This window comes from Paenibacillus sp. V4I3, assembly GCF_030817215.1.
GTDB lineage: Bacteria > Bacillota > Bacilli > Paenibacillales > NBRC-103111 > Paenibacillus_E.
Genome location: NZ_JAUSZA010000001.1, coordinates 568,244 through 588,476, shown reverse-complemented (window position 1 = coordinate 588,476; position 20,233 = coordinate 568,244). Strand labels below are relative to the sequence as shown.

The 20,233-nt window shown below is 47.0% G+C and carries 19 protein-coding genes; 14 read left to right on the top strand and 5 right to left on the bottom strand.

Annotated elements, in window-relative coordinates; all coding sequences use genetic code 11:
* Positions 1–14 precede the first annotated feature (14 nt).
* The gene (locus QFZ77_RS02815; RefSeq protein ID WP_307435864.1) at positions 15–749 is read left to right on the top strand and encodes a metallophosphoesterase family protein; all 735 of its coding nucleotides are present in this window, start codon (positions 15–17) and stop codon (positions 747–749) included.
* A gap of 49 nt (positions 750–798) precedes the next feature.
* Here QFZ77_RS02815 and QFZ77_RS02810 read toward each other — a convergent pair whose 3' ends face one another.
* Entirely contained in the window at positions 799–1,434 is a 636-nt protein-coding gene (locus tag QFZ77_RS02810) for an FMN-dependent NADH-azoreductase (RefSeq protein ID WP_307435861.1), read from the bottom strand.
* A 232-nt stretch (positions 1,435–1,666) separates the two neighbouring features.
* On the opposite strand from QFZ77_RS02810, the gene QFZ77_RS02805 reads away from it, so the two are divergent.
* From QFZ77_RS02805 to QFZ77_RS02795, 3 genes are all read left to right on the top strand, one after another.
* Positions 1,667–2,701, top strand: coding sequence for an agmatine deiminase family protein (locus tag QFZ77_RS02805; protein ID WP_307435859.1), 1,035 nt, complete (start codon positions 1,667–1,669; stop codon positions 2,699–2,701).
* 5 nt (positions 2,702–2,706) lie between these two features.
* Positions 2,707–3,582, top strand: a complete 876-nt coding sequence (aguB, locus tag QFZ77_RS02800; protein WP_307435856.1) for an N-carbamoylputrescine amidase — start codon at positions 2,707–2,709, stop codon at positions 3,580–3,582.
* A gap of 327 nt (positions 3,583–3,909) precedes the next feature.
* A complete protein-coding gene (locus tag QFZ77_RS02795; protein WP_307435854.1) occupies positions 3,910–4,344 on the top strand; it encodes a YkvA family protein in 435 nt (144 codons plus the stop codon).
* Positions 4,345–4,572: 228 nt separating this feature from the next.
* On the opposite strand, the gene QFZ77_RS02790 is transcribed toward QFZ77_RS02795, so the two are convergent.
* Positions 4,573–5,643: a branched-chain amino acid aminotransferase gene (locus QFZ77_RS02790; protein ID WP_307435852.1), complete on the bottom strand. Its 1,071-nt coding sequence runs from the start codon at positions 5,641–5,643 to the stop codon at positions 4,573–4,575.
* A 126-nt stretch (positions 5,644–5,769) separates the two neighbouring features.
* Here QFZ77_RS02790 and QFZ77_RS02785 point away from each other — a divergent pair, with 126 nt between their 5' ends.
* Together QFZ77_RS02785 and QFZ77_RS02780 are read left to right on the top strand one after the other, a co-directional pair.
* Positions 5,770–6,642, top strand: a complete 873-nt coding sequence (locus QFZ77_RS02785) for a LysR family transcriptional regulator (protein WP_307435849.1) — start codon at positions 5,770–5,772, stop codon at positions 6,640–6,642.
* 85 nt (positions 6,643–6,727) lie between these two features.
* Positions 6,728–7,690: a TRM11 family SAM-dependent methyltransferase gene (locus QFZ77_RS02780; protein ID WP_307435846.1), complete on the top strand. Its 963-nt coding sequence runs from the start codon at positions 6,728–6,730 to the stop codon at positions 7,688–7,690.
* Positions 7,691–7,692: 2 nt separating this feature from the next.
* Here QFZ77_RS02780 and QFZ77_RS02775 read toward each other — a convergent pair whose 3' ends face one another.
* Positions 7,693–8,301: a DUF3298 and DUF4163 domain-containing protein gene (locus QFZ77_RS02775; RefSeq protein WP_307435843.1), complete on the bottom strand. Its 609-nt coding sequence runs from the start codon at positions 8,299–8,301 to the stop codon at positions 7,693–7,695.
* Between the two features lie 531 nt (positions 8,302–8,832).
* The gene (locus QFZ77_RS02770; protein WP_156390057.1) at positions 8,833–9,000 is read right to left on the bottom strand and encodes a hypothetical protein; all 168 of its coding nucleotides are present in this window, start codon (positions 8,998–9,000) and stop codon (positions 8,833–8,835) included.
* A gap of 266 nt (positions 9,001–9,266) precedes the next feature.
* On the opposite strand from QFZ77_RS02770, the gene QFZ77_RS02765 reads away from it, so the two are divergent.
* Positions 9,267–9,836, top strand: coding sequence for a pyridoxamine 5'-phosphate oxidase family protein (locus QFZ77_RS02765; RefSeq protein ID WP_307435839.1), 570 nt, complete (start codon positions 9,267–9,269; stop codon positions 9,834–9,836).
* Positions 9,837–9,847: 11 nt separating this feature from the next.
* Here the strand turns inward: QFZ77_RS02765 and QFZ77_RS02760 are convergent, their stop codons facing one another.
* Entirely contained in the window at positions 9,848–10,240 is a 393-nt protein-coding gene (locus tag QFZ77_RS02760) for an acyl-CoA thioesterase (protein WP_307435837.1), read from the bottom strand.
* Positions 10,241–10,439: 199 nt separating this feature from the next.
* Here QFZ77_RS02760 and fumC point away from each other — a divergent pair, with 199 nt between their 5' ends.
* The 7 genes from fumC to dgoD all read left to right on the top strand — a co-directional run bounded on the left by fumC (position 10,440) and on the right by dgoD (position 20,126).
* On the top strand, positions 10,440–11,831 hold the full coding sequence (fumC, locus tag QFZ77_RS02755; protein WP_307435834.1) for a class II fumarate hydratase: 1,392 nt from the start codon (positions 10,440–10,442) through the stop codon (positions 11,829–11,831).
* 451 nt (positions 11,832–12,282) lie between these two features.
* Complete coding sequence (locus QFZ77_RS02750; RefSeq protein ID WP_307435830.1) at positions 12,283–13,623, top strand: ABC transporter substrate-binding protein; 1,341 nt, start codon at positions 12,283–12,285, stop codon at positions 13,621–13,623.
* A 95-nt stretch (positions 13,624–13,718) separates the two neighbouring features.
* A complete protein-coding gene (locus QFZ77_RS02745; RefSeq protein WP_171644436.1) occupies positions 13,719–14,603 on the top strand; it encodes a carbohydrate ABC transporter permease in 885 nt (294 codons plus the stop codon).
* Positions 14,600–15,415 (top strand): carbohydrate ABC transporter permease, encoded by an 816-nt coding sequence (locus tag QFZ77_RS02740; RefSeq protein WP_307435827.1) that lies wholly within the window; start codon positions 14,600–14,602, stop codon positions 15,413–15,415. Before QFZ77_RS02745 ends, QFZ77_RS02740 begins: the two co-directional genes overlap by 4 nt.
* Before the next feature lie 114 nt (positions 15,416–15,529).
* The gene (locus QFZ77_RS02735) at positions 15,530–17,284 is read left to right on the top strand and encodes a sensor histidine kinase (protein WP_307435824.1); all 1,755 of its coding nucleotides are present in this window, start codon (positions 15,530–15,532) and stop codon (positions 17,282–17,284) included.
* Positions 17,281–18,897, top strand: a complete 1,617-nt coding sequence (locus QFZ77_RS02730; RefSeq protein WP_307435822.1) for a response regulator — start codon at positions 17,281–17,283, stop codon at positions 18,895–18,897. The genes QFZ77_RS02735 and QFZ77_RS02730 overlap by 4 nt, the downstream gene beginning before the upstream one ends.
* A gap of 80 nt (positions 18,898–18,977) precedes the next feature.
* A complete protein-coding gene (dgoD, locus tag QFZ77_RS02725; protein ID WP_029196220.1) occupies positions 18,978–20,126 on the top strand; it encodes a galactonate dehydratase in 1,149 nt (382 codons plus the stop codon).
* Positions 20,127–20,233: the final 107 nt, after the last annotated feature.

The following is a 20,233-nucleotide window of genomic DNA, read 5'->3' as shown; positions in this document are numbered from 1 at the left end:
GCAGGTGTGGGTTGTTGGAGAAACTAGCCATTATTTCAGATATCCATGGTAATATGCCTGCATACGAAGCGGTTATGAAGGATATTCAGCATCGACATGTTACGGAGATCATTTGTCTTGGGGATTTAGTAGGAAAAGGGCCGCATCCGGATCTCGTTGTTGATCATGTGCGGGAAATTTGCAATACGGTCATCATGGGAAACTGGGATGATTTTATCGGTAATCCTACCGAAGATCCGGTTTTACTTTGGCAGCAGACTAGGCTTGGACGCGAACGGTTGACTTATTTGAAAGGGCTGCCTTTTTGCTATGAGTTTTGGATGAGCGGGAAGTTCGTGAGGTTATTCCATGCTTCGCCAAGAAGCGTATATGAACGTATTCAGCCATGGGACCAGATAGAAAGCCGAATGTCGATGTTCGAGTCCTCGGACCTGTGCGGGGAGCCTTTGCAAGCCGACGTTGCAGGCTATGGTGATGTTCACAACGCCTATTTGCAGGTTATTAGGGGTAAAATGCTTTTCAATACAGGAAGCGTAGGGAATCCGCTGGATTTAACACAAGCTTCTTATGCCATTCTTGAGGGGAATTACCACAGTAAACAGCCCGCAGCGTTCAATATTCAGCATGTGAGAGTGCCTTACGACATTGAACTCGCTGTACAGCAAGCGAAGGATGAGCGGATGCCGGATTCTGAGGCCTATATCTTGGAATTGCGGACGGGTCAATATCGTGGAAAAAAGACGAAATAATAAAAAAGCTAAGTAGACTCTAAAAGGTTTACTTAGCTTTTATCATTTGCTAGAACGTTTTGGCTAATGCTTGCGCACGGCTAATCGCGTCCTCTTTAATTTGCGGAGCCTTGTCGGGTGACTGAGCCATTCCCTCAACAAAAATTCCTTGGAAATCCGTAATGCCGAAGAATGCCATGATGACACTTAAATAGCGATGTCCCATTTCCATGGAGGTAGCAGGTCCTTCCGAATAAACGCCGCCGCTTGCTTGGATATGCAGCGCTTTTTTGTCAGGCAACAAGCCTACAGGGCCAGTTTCTGTGTACTTGAACGTCTTGCCAGCGATACAAATAGCATCGATATAGGCTTTCATAAGCGGTGGGAAAGAAAAGTTCCACATTGGCGTTACGAATACGTATTTATCCGCTGCTACAAACTGATCCGTTATTTCGCCGAGTCGACCTACTTTGGTTTGTTCTTCCTTGCTCAAATCTGAGAACTGTTGACCGCCTCGTAACTTTCCCCATCCGCTGAATACGTCGGCATCAATGTGCGGCAATTGAATGCTGTACAAGTCCAAAGGGATAACTTCATCATTAGGGTTGGCTTCCCGATAGGTATCAATAAAGGCTTTTCCTACAGCCATACTGAATGATGTTTGGTGGTCATGGGGATGTGCTGTGATGTGTAAAACAGTTGCCAATGTAATCCGCCCTTTCATTTGGTTGCGTGTTAAAGCCATATATAATGTTCATTAAAAGCAAACAAAATATGCAGGGCAGAGCAAATTGGTTTTTAAACGATTGCTAAATTTGTAAACCTATGTACATTGAGCCTAAGCTCCTTTTGGTATATGATGAAAGACGGTGCATTTGACTTTAATATTTGCCCTTCATATGCCTGCCAACAAATTTATATAAAGTGAGATGGATGAGATGAAACCTAAGGATTTACACTATAGAATGCCAGCAGAGTGGACAACACACGAACGTACATTTATTTCTTGGCCCGTTCAATCTTCGATGGTTTATCCGGAGGATCATGCGGTTGTATCAAAAGGCTATGCAGATTTGGCTAAGGCCATTGCTGAATTCGAGCCTGTGACGGTGATCGTGAACCCTGCTGATGCTGAGCAAGTTAAGGCAATGTTCGATGAGACAAACGTTGATTTTCTGATCATTCCGCATAACGATGCTTGGTTCCGTGATAACGGACCTACGTTCTTGTTGAATGAGCAGCAGGAAATTGCAGCTGTGAATTGGACATTTAACGCATGGGGCGGCAAATATGCGCCATGGGATCTTGATGATAACGTGGCTCCGCAAATTTTGGCGCATCATGGTGTGAAACGTTTTGACGCTCCGCTCGTCATGGAAGGCGGCTCCATTCATGTAGATGGAGAAGGTACGCTTTTGACAACCCAGGAATGTCTCCTGAACACGAATCGCAATCCAGACCTAAGCCGTGGACAAATCGAAGAGTATGTGAAAAACTTCGTCAACGTCGAGAAAATCATCTGGCTGAATAAAGGGCTGGACGGCGATGAAACGGACGGTCATGTCGACAATATTGCTTGCTTCGCGGCTCCAGGCAAAATCATTTTACAGGTTTGCAACGATCCGGCTGATGCGAACTATGCGATTACTCAGGAGAATTTAGAAATTCTTCGAAATGCGACGGATGCTAAAGGACGTTCTTTTGAAATTATTCAGATCGAGCAGCCTCCTCTAACGTTCTTTGAAGAGCAGCGTCTGACGCTAAGCTATTTGAACTTTTATTTCGTAAACGGCGGCATTATTTTGCCGGTTTTCGGCGGAACTGCGGAAGAGACAGATCGTAAGGCAGAAGAGGTGCTAAGCGCAGCTTTCCCGGATCGCAGAATCCGCACAATTAACGGCATGTCCATCATCAAAGAAGGCGGCAACGTCCATTGCACGACACAACAAATGCCAGCTAGCAAGAAAGGGTGATTCCATTGAGAAAAGTAACAGTAGCAGCAACGCAAATGAGCTGTTCCGATAATATAGAAGAAAACATTCGCAAAGCAGAAGCCTTGGTTCGCCAAGCAGCCGCGAAGGGCGCTCAAATTATTTTGATCCAAGAGCTGTTTGAGACACCGTATTTCTGCCAAAAAGAGAAGTCCGACTACTACCATTACGCGACGGAGCTGGAGAACAACAAAGCAATCAATCATTTCCGTGAAATTGCCAAGGAGCTTCAGGTTGTACTGCCGATCAGCTTTTATGAGAAAAAGAATTACGCGCGCTACAATTCGTTGGCTGTCATCGATGCAGATGGTGAAGTGCTTGGTCTTTATCGCAAAAGTCATATCCCTGATGGTCCGGGGTATGAAGAAAAGTTCTATTTTAACCCTGGTGATACCGGGTTCAAGGTTTGGAAAACACGTTATGCCAAAATCGGCGTAGGCGTATGTTGGGATCAATGGTACCCAGAAGCTGCAAGGGTTATGGCGTTGATGGGTGCAGAGCTGCTGTTCTACCCAACCGCTATCGGCTCAGAGCCGCAGGATGGTTCGATCGATTCTAAGGATCACTGGCAAATGTGCATGCGCGGCCACGCCGCGGCGAACTTGATGCCGGTTATCGCGTCGAATCGGATCGGTAAGGAAGAAGATGAAGAATCCAGCATCAACTTCTATGGTTCGTCTTTCATCGCAGGCCCGCAGGGCAATATGATTGAGGAAGCTGGCCGCAATGAGGAAACGGTGCTTGTTACCGAATTCGATCTCGATCAGCTGGAAGTTCAGCGTATCGAGTGGGGCATTTTCCGCGACCGCCGTCCGGATCTTTACAAGAAAATTGCTACGTATGATGGTGAGCAGGTACTGTAATCACGATGCTCACTTCATGTTTGGCTTAGTAGCCATAGTAGGGCTGCTCCTAAGGGAGTGGTCCTTTTTGGTTTTATGCTAGATTGTATTTAACTGGAAGATTAAGTTATAGTTAAAGAAGGAGCTGTTAAAGCCGGATTTATTATTGCTTTTGGGTCATACTTCCACTAGGTGTGCAAATTTATATAATGTTAGGGAATCATTATCTTAGTGTCAGTTGTGCTTTGTTTCCGCTGTATATGGGTTATATATCTTGTTAGGTAAGCCTTAATCAGTTGATCCTAACTTTAGGCATTTTTCCACAAAAATGATTGGAGTGATCGTACGATGGACTCTTCCAAATATCAGAAATATTTCTCAACCGACGGCTTCTGGCTGAAACTGAAAAAGGGCGCCAAAAAGGCAGGCAGCAAAGTCATTTACAGCGGACTTCTGCTCTTCTACGCCGTAGAAAGTCCGAAAACACCGCTAAGAGCAAAAGTTCAAATCTACGGCGCGCTGGGCTATCTCATTTTTCCGTTGGATCTCTTGCCTGATTTGCTGCCAATTGTTGGGTATGTGGATGATTTAAGTGCCTTGGGGTTTGCGCTGGCCTCTGTCGCAAGGAGTATCGATGACGATGTGAAGCGCAAAGCGAAGAACAAGCTGAGGGATTTTCTCGGTGATGACGTGATGAACAGCAAGGATATTATCGACATCGATGGGCAGCTCGTTGAGCAGAAAGAGAAGGAAACAGAGAGTGATGAGCAACCAGCCAAATAGGGTGCCACTAAATGCATGGCTCTGGTTACTATAATGCCTGTTACCCCGAATCAAACGGTCAGATTCAAAAGAACTAGTTGTGGTAGACCCCTGATTTAAATTAAAGTAACCTGCGTATGAGAAAAGACACCCAAGAGGTGTCTTTTTTACCACATAAAATCTACATTTACACGCGGTCGCTAATCTTCGAAAGGCCTCGATAGAGGTTTTCTCATTAACAGCTGGATTTCAGCAAGGAATCGTCCACCCGTAAGAATCCTCGATCCTTCCGTATTGAATCCCAGTAATTGTATCGTAAAGCCGACGAACCAGATCACCAATGTTACCTTGGTTAATCACCATAGGCGTACCGTTCCACAGGAGACCGCCAATAGGGGACACAACGGCAGCCGTACCGGTACCGAAGGCCTCCTCAAGGGTTCCGTTATCATAGGCCAGAACAAGGTCATCGATCGAAATTTTCCGCTCTGTAACCGGAATGCCCCACTCCTTTAGCAGGTGAATGATGCTGTTTCGCGTGACACCATCCAGAATACTGCCGCTAAGGTTTGGAGTCACAACTTCCCCGTTGATTTTGAAAAAGACATTCATGCTGCCTGCTTCTTCTATATAAATCTTCTCGATGGCATCCAGCCAGAGCACTTGAGCGCAGTTGTGTTCTTTGGCGAGGGCTTGTGCTTTGAGGGTTGCAGCGTAATTGCCAGCTGTTTTGGCACTGCCCGTACCACCTTGAACGGCCCTGGCATAATAGCTTTCTACAAGGATGTTGATGGGCTGAAGTCCTTCCTCATAGTAGGAGTCTACCGGCGACATAATGATTACGAACGAATAGCGCGATGAGGCGCGCACACCTAAGCCGGCTTCGGTAGCTATCACAAAAGGACGAATATATAAAGAGGACCCCTTTTTTCTGGGCACCCACTCGGCATCCAAACGAACGAGGGTCTGGATGGCGCCTACGACGAAATTCTCATCCATTTGAGGCATTTGCAGCCGGTCGCTGGAACGGTTTAGTCGCTGTGCATTTTGGTCAGGTCGAAATAGAACAATCTCACCCTTTTCCGTACGAAAAGCCTTTAACCCCTCGAACACGGCTTGCCCATAATGAAAAACCATCGCTGAAGGATCATGGGAGATGGGGCCATAAGGGATAATACGCGGATCATGCCAGCCCTTTCCTTCCTCGAAATCCATCATAAACATATGATCGGTAAAATGACGCCCAAACCCTAAATCCTCTTCAAAACGGGGCTTTGTTTTACAACTCAGATTGTGTTCGATTCGAATCTGTCCGTACATCGCCATCAACCACCTTTTCGAATGTGCTTACTTGTTATCGTTACTATAGATAAATAACTATCATTGATCAATTGCGAATAATCAATTACCATCATAGTTAATAACTATGATCGGAGGCATACCAAGATGGAGCATCGATTATTGGAATACTTCTTAGCGGTATGTGAAGAACTTCACTTCACGAAGGCAGCGGAAAAGCTTGGCATCAGTCAACCCACACTTAGCCAACAGATTCGTCTGTTGGAGCATCGGGTAGGATCACCCCTTTTTCAGCGAATCGGAAAAAAGATTTACATCACAGAAGCAGGCGAGATCCTTCATAAACACAGTAGGAATATATTCCATGAGTTGGATCAAGCTCAGGCTGCCATTAATGAGATCCAGGGTATGCAGCGGGGACGGCTGCGTATAGGCTGCTCCGGTAATCATTTACTCACCGCGACGATTATTGCCTTCCATGCTCTTTACCCGAAGATCGAACTATCTGTGACGGAACTCGCTACCGAGGAGACAAAGGAGCGTCTGCTGAGCAACCAGCTTGACATTGGTGTTGTTTTCCTGCCTGATGAAGATGAACAGTTCCATTACATTCCGTTGTACAATGAACAGCTGCGGCTTGTTATTTCGGACAAGCATCCGCTTGCCCAGGAGAATACCATACGTTTGACTGACTTATCCCAGCTTCCAGTCGCTATGCTCCAGAAAAAGTTTTATGTTCGGCAAATGATGGATGATTGCTGTGAGCAGACTGGCTTTGAATGGAAGCCGGCGATAGAGCTCTCAACCTTGGAGTCATTGCTTCAGATGGCCAAAAATAATGTAGGCGGAGCCATTTTGCCACAGTCCTATGTGGACAGTATCCGCAGCAGCGGTATTCGGAGTATCCCGATTATAGACCCGATTCCCCAGAAGGACGTCGGCATTGTTTATCGTAAGGATATGTTCCTATGTAAGACGATGGATATGTTTATGAAGCAGTTGATGCAGCAGTTTTTGTAGCTGTTTTGTGATAGGTGCTGGGAAGAATAGAAATTTAAACGCAAAACAGATGTAGGCATTTAACATGTAAAATGAGGGATGATGTATGGAACATATATACGTATACGCCTGCCACGAAGACGAGCAGGCGCTGTGCCAGTTAGAGCTGCGCACCTTATTGGGCGCAGAGACAGTGCTTGGCGCGCGCTACGCGGTTAGCGCGCGTTGTGTGGAGCCGAGCCGCAGCCCGTTTTTGAAGCTGCGGCTGGATGTGTTGTTCGAGGCCGGCAGCTTGCCGGAGCTGGCCTCGAGGGTTGAGACGTTGACCGTGCAGGGGTCAACGTTCAAGGTTGCGTTCGCGGAGACTGAGGCTGCGGTCAGTACGGACCGCCAGCGTGAGGTCGCTCGCGAAATAGGCCGGCATCTCCGCGGCAAAGCCGAGATGCGACGGCCGGACCAATGGTTCGCCGTGACGGAGCTGGGAGGCCGATGGTTGTTCGGCAACTGCAGCTACGGCGAAGCCGTGTGGCTTCAGCATCAGCAGAAGCCACAGAACTACTCCACCGCCCTGAGTACGCGCGTAGCGCGGGCGGTGGTGAACATTGCCGTGCCCGACGTAGCGGGCACGAAGGCAATTGACCCGTGCTGCGGTATCGGCACGGTGCTCGTGGAAGCGATGTCGATGGGGATCGACATCGTGGGCTGCGACATCAACCCGCTGGCGGTCCGCGGCGCGCGGGTGAATCTCGAGCACTTCGGCATGCCGAATGTGGTGAGCATCGCCGATATGCGGACCCTAGGCTTGGTAGGTGAGCAGGCCTCGTCATCGACCAACCCGCAGGTCCGCTATGATGCGCTCATCCTAGACATGCCGTACAATCTCTGCTCGAAGCTGCCGGAGGACGAGCAACTGCAAATGCTCCAAAGCGCCCGCCGAATAGCGAAGCTCGCGGTTATCGTTACGACGGAGCAGATCGATCCGCTCATCGTACAAGCAGGATTTCGCATCGCAGAGCGCTGCACCGTCAATAAAGGTAACTTCAGCAGACAAATTATCGTCTGCGTCTAACACTAATAAAACATTTTACCAAGCGGTCCATCTTCAGCGATGATATCCTGGATGGCATACACAGAAATAGGAAAATACAAAAATCCGTAGACATAAGCGGCCAACTCATACACTTGAAAATAAACGACCAAAGCTTTATCGGCAATATAAAAATCCTGATCTGGTTTAATACTATTAAATTCTGCCAACAAAGGAATATCGCGCGTTTTAAGATCAGCCTTAATGATTGCACTGAGCTTGGCAACGTAATCGCTGCCGGGCTTAAACAGATCTTTGAGCGCATAGGCTTTGCCTGATTCCGTGTTGAAGGTCAGTGCGTTTTGGATTGTCAGTCCATGGGCTCCGCCCGAAAAAGCATAATTCCATAAGGTCAAACTCAGAATACCTCGTTCATTCGTCTTTAGCTCATAATGAGCCGTCACGTCTGTCAGCGGATTTTGCGGATATCCTTGCTCGCGAAGCTGCTTATTAACTGCGTTAACAATCGCTGTGTTCATGGCAAGCTCTGACGTGTAAGGCGTATGCTTTTCAACAGCTGGGTACAGCAGATTTAATTTATCACGAAGCACTTGATACGTCTTTATACTAACGGGTTGATCCAATCCGTTCATCTTCATCATCCATCCCTACGTTTTTGCTACAATTTATTCGGCGTATGGGCGTTTGGTTCAATGTTCTTAGGAATGTTGGGTAATAAGAGTCTCCAAAGGCTTCTATTTCGGAAAAAAGTACTGTAAACAGAGGAATAGAAGCCCTAAAAGACTTCTATTTCCCCCATATACCCATCCAAATCTCTTTTTTTTCGAAAATAAAAGTCTCCAAAGGCTTCTATTTTGATCAAAAAGGATGAAAACGGAGAAATAGCAGTCTCTGGCGACTCTTATTACATTTAGCGGTATAAAGGAAGTGGAGATGCAGAAATGTGAGGAGTAGAGCGGAGTAGAGAAGTAGAAGAGTGAAGGAAAGGAGGAATAGGTGTTACAAGAGGGAGTGGAGAAGTAGAAGGATGGAGGAATATAGCTGCACCCCAAAGAAAGAGCTCTTCCTCGGTCTCATAGACCAGCAGGAAAAGCTCTTTTTGCAGTGCTTTATAGTTATCTAACGTTGTTAATTCTTAATCATCTAAAATGATTTGCAGCGGATTACTCCTGTGAGGACGTTTCTTCATTGGCGCTGGAGTTTGTTGCTGTACCTTGGAGCAAGGAGTTTAATTCCTCCACTTTTTGTTTCGATTCGCTATCTTCCGCGTTGGCCTGTGCGGCATTAATGCCATGGCTCACCACATCATCACTGCTATTGGTTGTTGACATTTGAAATCACCTCCTCTTAGTTTCAGTTGAATAGTAAGTATAAGTTAACTTTGAACTTATACTTAACGCATCAACCCTGACAAACGCACTCGTCCTAACTAAGTATGTCTCTATTTTCCAGTAAACATACAGGTTGTTTAATTGATATTAGAATGCAGTAGCTATAAATCATAGGTAATGACTATAAAGAATGTCTATTTTAACTATTTCACAAATATCGTAAGGGAGAGCATAATAGAAGAAAATGGAAAGGCGATGATTCGCATATGGGGAAATCATTTGAAGCGCTGCTGCCGGAGCATGAAGCATTTATCGCGAAGCAGCACATCTTTTTTGTGGGGTCGGCACCGTTATCAGCGGAAGGGCACGTTAATCTTTCTCCGAAGGGTCATGATGTGCTGCGTATTTTATCAGCGAATGAAGTGGCCTATTTGGACTTAACGGGGAGCGGGAATGAGACAAGTGCGCATTTGGAGGAGAATGGACGGATTACGTTGATGTTCACGGCTGTGGAAGGGCCCCCTATGATACTGCGTCTGTATGGAAAGGGGCAAGTTGTTTTGCCAGGGACCCTAGAGTGGGAGAAACTATCTCCGCATTTTACACTGCTGCCTGGAGCTCGGCAAATCATCGTCGCCCAGGTCCATGAGGTCAAAGCATCATGCGGCTACAGTGTTCCCTTTTATACTTATGAAGGAGAGCGGAAAACCCTGCAGAATTGGGCGACGAAACAAGGCGAGCAAGGGCTGAATGACTATTGGCAAGAAAAAAACGTGACGAGCATGGACGGACTGCTGACGACAATCGGTCAAAAGTTATCCACAGACACTGTGTAAGATCGCATTTTTTATTCAAAATGTTTCCGCAACGCCTCCGGCGCTTCTCGGCTTTTACGCGTCGTGCTATCCATCGTTACACTGGTAATAAGGGCGTCAGCACATAGCTCGCCTTGCTTGTTGAAAATCTCTTGCTTCAGCACGTAGCTGGAGCGTCCCATTTTCTCAGGGCGGCAGGTAACCGTTAAGTGATCTCCTTGTTTGCATTCTTTTTTATAATTGATGGTGATGTTCACCGTAACAGTTTGAATCCCCATCGCGCCAAAGGTTTCATAGAATAGTTGGGATTGCTCATACCATTCTTCGCGCCCCCATTCGAGGTACTCCAAATATTTGGCGTTATTGACGTGTCCATTCACATCAATTTCCGTTGATCTAACGATGATATCAAGTTTGGATTCCATGAAAATGAGCTCCTTCTTTTACACCTGACATGGGCAGGTGTTTTTGTTCATTATAGCTCGTCTACGTGTGTGAAAACCAGTAAAAGGCTCATACTGCTCCAGAATCTGGGCAAACTATGCCTTGCGTGTTTGATGATGTCAGTAGATGGGTTAACTTATTTTATCTGCATATAAAGCTAGGTCCAGGAGGCGGTTCATAATGGCGCAAGACTATCGAGTTGAAAAGGATACGATGGGTGAAATCAGAGTACCTGTGGATAAGTTGTGGGGGGCTCAGACACAGCGCAGCTATGAGAATTTCAAGATTGGCACGGAGCGGATGCCGGTGCGGTTGATTGGGGCTTTTGCCTTGTTGAAAAAGGCCGCCGCGCAGGTGAACCGCGACCTTGCGGGGTTAACTCCCGAGAAGGCGGAGGCGATTGCGCAGGCGGCTGATGAAATCGTGCAGGGCCGCTGGAGCGACGAGTTCCCGCTCGTCGTCTGGCAGACGGGCAGCGGGACGCAGTCGAACATGAACGTCAACGAGGTGATTGCTCACCGAGGCAGCGAACTGCTGGGGGATGGCGGGGAACGCATACATCCCAATGATGATGTGAATCGTTCGCAGAGCTCGAACGATACGTTCCCAACCGCGATGCATGTCGCTGGCGTCATCGCGGTGGAGGAGGAGCTTTTGCCTGCGATGGAGCTTTTGCAGGCTACGCTCCACAGCAAGATGACGGCCTTCGCCGACATCGTGAAGATCGGCCGCACCCACCTGCAGGACGCCACCCCGCTCACGCTGGGGCAGGAGATCAGCGGCTGGTGGGCGATGCTGGAGCAGACGGCGCGCATGGTGCGCAGCAGCGTCGATACGATGCGCGAGCTGGCTATTGGCGGCACCGCTGTCGGCACCGGGCTGAACGCGCATCCCGAGTTCGGCGCGCGCGTCGCCGAAGCTTTGTCTCGCGAGACGGGCACGCGCTTCGTCTCGGCCGCGAACAAGTATCATGCGCTGACCAGCCATGATCAGATCGTCTACGCCCACGGCGCGCTGAAGGCGCTTGCGGCAAACTTAATGAAGATAGCCAACGATGTGCGGTGGCTATCGAGCGGTCCCCGCTGCGGAATCGGTGAAATCACGATCCCGGAGAACGAGCCCGGCAGCTCGATCATGCCGGGCAAGGTCAACCCCACGCAGAGCGAAGCGATGACGATGGTCGTTTGCCAGGTGATGGGCAACGATGCGGCCATCGGCTTCGCCGCCAGCCAGGGCAACTTCGAGCTGAACGTGTTCAAGCCCGTGATTATACACAACTTCCTGCAGTCCGTGCGGCTGCTGGCTGATAGTATGCGCTCGTTCAACGATAACTGTCTCGTTGGCATGGAGCCGAATCGCGAGGTGATTCAGCGCAATCTCGAGCAGTCCCTTATGCTGGTTACAGCGCTCAACCCGTATATCGGGTATGAGAAAGCGGCCAGCATCGCGAAGCAAGCCCACAAAGAAGGGCTGACATTGAAGGAGTCAGCCGTGCGCAGCGGCTACTTAACGGCTGAGCAGTTTGACAGCTACGTGCGTCCGGAAGACATGGTGCATCCGAAGGCAACGTGAAGAGCTACGGGGAAGACGGAGGGTTTGTTTCACCAAAAAAGAGGTTGGGCCGCAGTTTAAGACTGCAGCTCAACCTCTTTTTGTACCTGTCCCACCCGCATCCACCCGCAAAAAGTACAGCAAATTCGATGAAATTTAGCAACACACGTAATAAAGATGCAAAAGAGCAATATGCAGCAAAATCCTAAATTTAGCTCAATTTTTCGAATTTTACTGCACAAAATGCATCTTTTAATCGCAAAGCAGGCTTCTGATGTGATTTGCAGGATCGGATGTTGAGCGTGGTTGCTTCAGATATAGTTTGCAGGGTATCCCATCACCCCCACCCACCTTTTCCCTTCACATGTAGTTATGCATGTTTAATTTTCGTTATATAACGGAATATAAGAATCAAGTACTCTTAGATATGTAAGCACATACATTTCAGATTACCTGGGAGGTCACATATCAGATGAAAAAATCATTGAAACAATGGGTCGGTGTTGGAACGACAGTTATCATGGCAGCAACGGTTGTTGCAGGATGCGGGAGCACGCCGGAGAAAACGCAGCAACCAACGCCTGCAGCGGGCGCAACCGCTAATGCGAAGCCTTTTGCAGGAAAGACGATCTCTTTAGTAGCAGCGAACCATCCTTGGGCAGATGCAATCAAGCCATTGCTGCCTGATTTCGAGAAAGAAACAGGGATCAAGGTCAATGTTGAGAGCTTCTTCGAGGATCAGCTGACACAAAAACTAACTGTACAATTTACATCCGGTTCTGCGACACCAGACGTTTTCATGTACCGTCCGCTTCAAGAGGGCAAGCTTTTCTATAAAAACGGTTGGGTTCAACCGCTTGATGATTACGCTCAAAAAGCAAAAAACTATGACTTCGCCGATTTTGCTAAATCAGCTGTTGGTTCCACAACGGTAGATGCGAAGCTAGCTGGTATTCCGATCATTACTGAGCAAGAAATTTTGTACTACCGCAAAGATCTGCTGCAAAAAGCTGGTATTGCGGTACCAAAAACGTTAGATGAGCTGCAAGCGGCGGTGAAAAAGCTGCATGATCCGAAAAACGAAATGTATGGTTTTGTGGCTAGGGGCCAACGTTCACCGCTAGTTACGCAAGTATCTTCCTTCTTATACTCAGAAGGTGCAGACTTCACGAATGGCGACAAAGCGGCGATTAACACGCCAGAAGCGGTCAAAGCATTTACAACGTACGGCACTTTACTTAAGGATTATGCGCCTCCGGGCGTACTCAATATGTCTTGGCCGCAAGCTTTCGGTATTTTCGCACAAGGGAAAGTTGCTTTCTTAACGGATGCGAACTCGCTCTACAAAAATGCGACAGATCCAGCCAAGTCACAAATCGCCGATAAAGTTGGTTTTGCCGTAATGCCAGGTGGTAAAGCAGGTTCTAAGCCTTACAGTATTACATCTTGGGGTCTTGCGATGAACGCCAAATCGGGTAATAAAGATGCGACTTGGGCATTCATCGAGTGGGCAACAAGCAAAGATATCGTGTTGAAAACACAGCAAACCGGTAATCCAGGCGCACGTGTTTCGGTATGGGATAAACCAGAAGGTACAACAGGCTTCCCGGCTGAGCTCGTTCCTGTCATTAAAGAAAGCTCCAAAAACGGTGTTGACCACGACCGTCCGACGGTAATTAGTGTGGGTGAAGCTCGTGATGCCGTTGGTGAAATCGTACAAAAATTAATGACCGGTGAAACGAACATTCAGCCGGTAGCAGATAAAGCGAATGCAGCTCTGCAAGCGATTATGGATAAAGATAAAACGAAATAAATACATCATGAAAGCAACAAATGAGGGTCATCTCAAGTGGCCCTCTTCACCCTTTGCATAAGGGTACAATTTCATCAGGAAGGGTGAATGAAGTCATGCAATACAGTTGGTTTAACCGCAATTTAAAATGGATTTATACGCTTCCGGCGGTCATCTTCGTCCTGTTGATGATGCTGTTTCCAATCATCTATACATTCCGTATCAGCTTCTATGAGTGGAGCATGTCCGCAACAACACCGCCACTTTTCGTAGGATTGTCGAATTATATCGCCTTATTCAAAGATGAGCGCTTTTGGCATGCAACAGGTTCAACGTTCTACTTCACGATCATGGCCCTTGGGCTTGAAGTTATCCTGGGGATCGCGATTGCCTTGCTGCTGTCGAGAGAATTCAAAGGCAAAAACATCGTAAAAACGGTATTCCTGCTGCCCATGGTAGCAACACCGGTAGCGATGGGCTTGGTGTGGATGCTTATCTATGAGCCAACCATCGGGGTAGCAAATATGATGCTCAAATCGATGGGCTTGAAGCCTTTATTATGGCTAGCCTCACCTAATCAGGTTATACCTTCCCTGGTTATTGTAGACGTTTGGCAATGGACACCGATGATTGCCCTGATTATTATGGCAGGCTTAGCTACACTTCCAACCGATCCTTATGAAGCGGCGGATGTGGACGGTGCAACGGCATGGAGAAAATTCGTTTCCATTACGCTGCCCTTACTGAAACCAACGATCATTGTAGCGGCGATGCTGCGCTTAATCGATGTGTTGAAGACGTTCGATATTATTTATGCGACAACACAAGGCGGGCCGAATTTTGCTTCAGAGACATTGAACTTGTATGGCTATGTGCTCGGTTTCCAATACTTTAAGCTGGGTATGGCTTCATCGTTACTTGTTATCTTCTTTGCTCTGGTGATGGGACTGACTTTATTTATGATATGGATGCGCAAACGATTGGAGGGAACCTCATCATGAAGCCAAAGAAAGGCTTAAGATTTATACAAATGCTGCTAACGTTCCTAGTCCTAATCGCCTTTGGTTTTCCATTTATCTGGATGTTACTGGCTTCTTTTAAGACGCAATCACAGATTTTATCGACAGGCGATATCTTCTTTTTCAAACCGACTTTTCATAACTATGTCAGTGTGTTCAAAGAGTATAATTTTCTGAAGTTTATTTGGAATAGTTTCCTTGTTGCAGCTGGTTCGACGATTTTGTCCCTTATTTTAGGGCTTCCTGCAGCTTATGCAATTGCAAGACATCACCTTCACAAGCTGGGGCTTCTCATCTTAGTTGCGAGAATTATTCCGGGAATCACGTTCTTGATTCCTTGGTTCATCCTGTTCTCCAAGATCCATTTGGTAGACACCTATACAGCGTTAATTCTTAGTCACATGCTTGTTGGATTACCGTTTATTATTTGGATTATGATTTCCTTTTTCGAAGCACTTCCTACAGAAATTGAAGAATCTGGGCTTATCGATGGATGTACGCATCATCAAGTGTTTTTGCGCATTATTTTGCCTATCTCAGGACCGGGTGTCATTACAGCATCGCTGCTCTCCTTCATATTTTCGTGGAACAATTTTATGTTCTCGGTTATCTTGGCAGGGGACAAAACAAAAACATTACCGATCGCTGTGTTTAACTTTATGTCCTATTCCGAAATCAACTGGGGTGCGCTGATGGCTGCCGCCTGCATCATTACACTTCCGGTTCTGATCATTGCTTTAGTGTCCCAACGCTACGTTGTAAGTGGACTTTCTGCTGGTGCAGTCAAAGGCTAATAACGAAGACATAACGAATACGAGGGTAGTCGTCGCCTTTTCTTTGGATGACTTCTCTCGTATAGTTAACTCTAAGTTAGAAAGCTTAGCAGATGCATGGAAGGTGAGCCCAGCGTGCCATATAAACTTAATATTTTCAGCAAAATTCTCATTCTATTGGTTCTACTCCTTATCCCTATTGTGCTGCTCTACAGCTATACGAATCGGATAACGAATAATGTTGTTCAAGACCAGATTCAGTCATCGAATTTAAACCAGCTGTCTTTCTTCATGCATCAATTGGATGTGGACGTGGAGCGATTAGCGATGTCTCCCGTTATTCTCGGCAGCGATCCTTACATAAGGGAGTTTATCGACAGGAATGAGTCGCCCGATTATGACATGCTGAAGGAACAGTCACGTATTATACAGAAGCTTAGCCTTCAAAGTGTCTCCAGCGGATGGGTGAATGAACTGACCATTGCTATTCCACATGGGAAGCAAGTGTTATCTTCGAGTATTTTCGTAAATGGGACGGATACTTGGCCTTGGGATAGCCCGATTAAGCGAACGTGGACGTATGAGGAACGTAAGGGCGACAATGGGATAGGGTCGTTCAGTAGGGAAATTAGTGAGCCTATTCGTGCCCAGGTTGCCGGTCAAGCGAATGTGCTGTATCAAGTAAGGTTCAGCGTGCAGAATATGATTCAATTGCTGGATGTGTACAAGCAAGATAAACGAAGCGATCCTTTTTTGGTTGATGGGCAAAATAGGGCGATTTTCAACAGCTCGTCGAATCTGTCGATTACGCAAACAATCCGTGAAAGACTGGCTGGTCAAGGCTTACCGCTTACCGGCCAAGTTCAATTTGAAATCGCTAATCAACAATATTTGGTCAGCTTTGTGAAGTCGGAACAGTTGGATTGGTACTTGGTTGATTATGTGCCTGTGGAGAAGATACTTTCTCCGATTACTATGACGCGTAAATTGTTTTATGTTTCTATTGCTCTGCTGCTTGTGATGAGTATTCTGGCTTCTTTCTTACTGTATCGCAACGTTCAAATTCCAATTGGCAAGATGATTCAAAGTGTACAGCAAGTGAAGCGAGGCGATTTATCAGCTCGGATTGTGTATAGAGCCAAAAATGAATTTGATTTCCTCATCCAGCGATTTAATGAGATGGCCGAGCAAATTCAAGTGCTTGTTGAGGATGTTTATGCGGAGAAAATCCGTTCACGTGAAGCGACCTTGAAACAGCTGCAATCGCAGATTCACCCGCATTTTCTGTATAATTCCTTATTTTTCATTATCAATTCAGCAGAGATGGAAGATAAAGAATCAGTCGTAGCCATGTCGCAGAATTTAGCTGAGTTTTACCGTTACACGACGAGAGTCGAAAAACAAAGCGTGCGGTTGCGAGATGAGCTCGATTTGGTAGGCCATTATTTAACGATTCAGAATCTCCGCATACACCGGTTAAAATATGAGATATCTGTGCCGGAAGAGATGTTGGGCGAGTGGGTTCCCCGACTTATTTTGCAGCCGCTAGTAGAGAATGCCATTGTCCATGGGATTGAGCGCAGCGCAGAGGGTGATTTCATCACGATTACGGGTGAGCAGAAGGACGGATGGAATCGACTGATTGTTGAGGATAACGGCGGAGGTCTGGATGAAGCGGGATTAGATAAGCTGCTTAAACAGCTGAAGGCTCCAATGTCCGATGAGATTGGCTGTGGAACATGGAATGTCCACCACCGTTTGTATTATCAGTTCGGAGAAGGCTCCGGACTTACTTTTGAGCGAGTAAATAACGGTGGTTTAAGGGCAGTGCTGACTTGGAAACATAATTCGCAGGAGAGTGATCAAGCCACAGAGGTGATAAAACGATGATTCAACTGTTGATTGTCGATGACGAAGCGCATGTTGTGGATCGGCTTCAGTCTACGATTGACTGGGCATCTATCGGGATTGAGCAGGTTTTTAAGGCTTATTCCGGTAAAGAAGCGCTGGAGCTGCTCGAGCAAATGTCGATTGATATCGTAATTACGGACATTCAGATGCCAGGTATCTCCGGTTTGCAATTAATTGCCGAGATCAACCGTCGTTGGGCGAAGACCAAATGTATTCTCTTGTCCGGATACTCGGATTTTAACTATGCCAAAGAAGCGATTCTACAGGGCTCGGAGGATTATTTACTCAAGCCTGTCACTGAACAAGCTTTACTGGCTACTGTCAGCCGGGTGATGGAGAAGCTGCAGAAGGAATGGGAGACGGTCATCTCTACGCAGCGTCTTACGTATACTTTCAAGGAAAACCTCCCTTTGCTTAGGGGGAATTTATTGAATGATTTACTTCAAGGGCATAAAATATCGGAGCATTCACTTCGAGAAAAAATGCATATCCTGGAGCTCCCTGATTACCACGAACATGCTTGTGTATTGATGATGGTTCGGTTGGAATCGGATTTCCTGGAATATGATACCGGACATTTATCGTTAATGGAATATGCGATTAGCAATATGGCCGACGAATTATTTGCAGAGAAATTCGATAGCTGGCATACGAAGGATGCTCATGATTATTTAGTATTTGTGATGAAGCATAAGCAGGAGACACCCGATAAGGAAGATTCCGCTTGGCTGGAACGTACGGCTTCTGTGCTTCAATCGGCCGTGAAGAATTATTTGAAAGGCAAAATTTCCATCCTCCTGAGCAGTTGGGGCGAGTTCCCGTCCGAAATGAATGCGCTCTACAATAGCTCGCTTAGCGCCTTTCGCAAACGTATCGGGAGTGAGCACGAGCTGTTCATGCGGCTTGGTGATGAATCTGTTCAGACTGAACTGTCAGCCTTGCAAAAGCTATATGAGCCGCCAACGCTCAATCATTTGCTGGAAGCAGCAAGATGGGAAGATACAGAGGAGAAGTTGTCCCAGATTTTTGATGAAATGGAAGTAAGATTCTCTGAATCTCAGGAACATCTATTAGAAGTTTATTTCTCGATCGCATCCGCTTTTGCTTATATTGCACATAAGAATGGTCGACAGCTGCATCAACTCATTGGCGGTGATTACGACCGTATGATGGAAGGTATACCGTTTCGTACGGTGAACCAGCTGCGCGAATGGTCGATTCGTTCTTTGCAACGTATGAAGGAGGATATGGATCAAGAAAGGCAAGATAGCCGTGCAACGCTGATCAAGGATATTAGGTCTTTCATCGATCAGCATCTGGCTAGCGACGTCTCCTTACAATCGATTGCCGATCATGTGTACATGCATCCGGTTTATATATCGAAGATCTATAAACTTGAGACGGGTGAAAATTTAAGCGACTACGTCAATCATGCACGGATGGATAAAGCTGCGTATTTGCTGAAGAATGGTCAGGATAAGATTTATGAAATCGCCACACAGCTTGGCTATCAACGCCCACATTCCTTTAACCATGCGTTCAAGAAGCATTATGGCATGACTCCGCAAGAGTACCGAGATCAATATTCGTAGAGAACAAATCACCGCTGATTGGTGAGAGGAGTTTGGTCTTGCCCAGCGAATTCCACAAGGGATAGAGGAGGACGATAATCATGAAAATTACGAAGTTGGAACTGTTTAAGGTGCCGCCAAGATGGTTATTTCTGAAAATCGAAACGGATGAAGGCATTACGGGATGGGGAGAGCCAGTCGTTGAGGGCAAGGCGGATACAGTTGCAGCCGCGGTGATGGAAATGAGCGATCACATCATTGGCAAGGATCCGATGCGGATTGAGGATATGTTCCAAGTGCTGTACCGCGGGGGCTTCTACCGCGGAGGACCCATCTTGACCAGCGCAATCTCAGGCATTGAGCAAGCGCTCTGGGACATTAAGGGCAAATTCTACAATGCGCCCGTCTATGATCTGCTTGGCGGTGCTTGCCGCGACAAGACGCGTGTCTATTCGTGGATCGGCGGGGACCGACCAAGCGACGTAGGTCAAGCGGCCAAACAGCAGGTTGCTGCTGGATTTACGGCGGTGAAAATGAACGCCACCGAGGAAATGCATTACATCGATTCCATCAGCAAAGTGGATGAAGCTATTGCGCGTATTGCCGCGGTACGCGAAGCCGTCGGCAAAGACGTTGGCATCGGCATCGATTTCCACGGCCGCGTGCATAAGTCGATGGCCAAAATCATCGTCAAGGAACTAGAGCCGTACCGGCCTATGTTCATTGAAGAGCCTGTTTTGCCTGAGAATAATGAAGCGCTCAAAGAGATCGCTCGTTACACCTCGTGTCCGATTGCTACGGGAGAGCGGATGTATACGCGCTGGGGCTTCAAAGAGCTGCTGGCCCAAGGCATCGTGGACATTATCCAACCCGATCTTTCCCATGCTGGAGGCATCTTGGAAACACGCAAAATCGCCGCAATGGCGGAAGCCTACGATATTGCAATTGCGCCGCACTGTCCGTTAGGCCCTATCGCCTTGGCAGCATGCCTACAGCTAGATACGTGTTCTCCGAATGCCTTTATTCAGGAGCAAAGTCTCGGCATTCACTACAATCAAGGCAGTGATTTACTCGATTATTTAAAGGATCCTTCTGTGTTTAAGTATGAAGACGGCTTCGTAGCGAATTTAACTGCTCCGGGTCTTGGCATCGAGATCAATGAAGATAAAGTAAGAGAGATGGCTGCGATTGGTCATAACTGGAAAAATCCAGTTTGGCGCCAAGCCGATGGTACAGTAGCCGAGTGGTAAGTGAAACAGCAGGAAAGAGCAAGAAAGAGCAAGAAAGAGCAAGAAAGAGCAAGAAAGAGCCTCAACTCCATCTTCATGGAATTGAGGCTCTTTTTGTTTTTGTATAG

What these genes read in the sequence shown, in the direction of transcription:
- QFZ77_RS02805 (WP_307435859.1), top strand. Translation starts at nt 1,667, where the DNA reads ATGAAACCTAAGGATTTACACTATAGAATGCCAGCAGAGTGGACAACA.
- QFZ77_RS02760 (WP_307435837.1), bottom strand. Translation starts at nt 10,240, where the DNA reads ATGGAATCCAAACTTGATATCATCGTTAGATCAACGGAAATTGATGTG.
- QFZ77_RS02780 (WP_307435846.1), top strand. Translation starts at nt 6,728, where the DNA reads ATGGAACATATATACGTATACGCCTGCCACGAAGACGAGCAGGCGCTG.
- QFZ77_RS02730 (WP_307435822.1), top strand. Translation starts at nt 17,281, where the DNA reads ATGATTCAACTGTTGATTGTCGATGACGAAGCGCATGTTGTGGATCGG.
- QFZ77_RS02790 (WP_307435852.1), bottom strand. Translation starts at nt 5,643, where the DNA reads ATGTACGGACAGATTCGAATCGAACACAATCTGAGTTGTAAAACAAAG.
- QFZ77_RS02795 (WP_307435854.1), top strand. Translation starts at nt 3,910, where the DNA reads ATGGACTCTTCCAAATATCAGAAATATTTCTCAACCGACGGCTTCTGG.
- dgoD (WP_029196220.1), top strand. Translation starts at nt 18,978, where the DNA reads ATGAAAATTACGAAGTTGGAACTGTTTAAGGTGCCGCCAAGATGGTTA.
- fumC (WP_307435834.1), top strand. Translation starts at nt 10,440, where the DNA reads ATGGCGCAAGACTATCGAGTTGAAAAGGATACGATGGGTGAAATCAGA.
- QFZ77_RS02750 (WP_307435830.1), top strand. Translation starts at nt 12,283, where the DNA reads ATGAAAAAATCATTGAAACAATGGGTCGGTGTTGGAACGACAGTTATC.
- QFZ77_RS02740 (WP_307435827.1), top strand. Translation starts at nt 14,600, where the DNA reads ATGAAGCCAAAGAAAGGCTTAAGATTTATACAAATGCTGCTAACGTTC.
- QFZ77_RS02770 (WP_156390057.1), bottom strand. Translation starts at nt 9,000, where the DNA reads ATGTCAACAACCAATAGCAGTGATGATGTGGTGAGCCATGGCATTAAT.
- QFZ77_RS02775 (WP_307435843.1), bottom strand. Translation starts at nt 8,301, where the DNA reads ATGAACGGATTGGATCAACCCGTTAGTATAAAGACGTATCAAGTGCTT.
- QFZ77_RS02785 (WP_307435849.1), top strand. Translation starts at nt 5,770, where the DNA reads ATGGAGCATCGATTATTGGAATACTTCTTAGCGGTATGTGAAGAACTT.
- QFZ77_RS02765 (WP_307435839.1), top strand. Translation starts at nt 9,267, where the DNA reads ATGGGGAAATCATTTGAAGCGCTGCTGCCGGAGCATGAAGCATTTATC.
- QFZ77_RS02745 (WP_171644436.1), top strand. Translation starts at nt 13,719, where the DNA reads ATGCAATACAGTTGGTTTAACCGCAATTTAAAATGGATTTATACGCTT.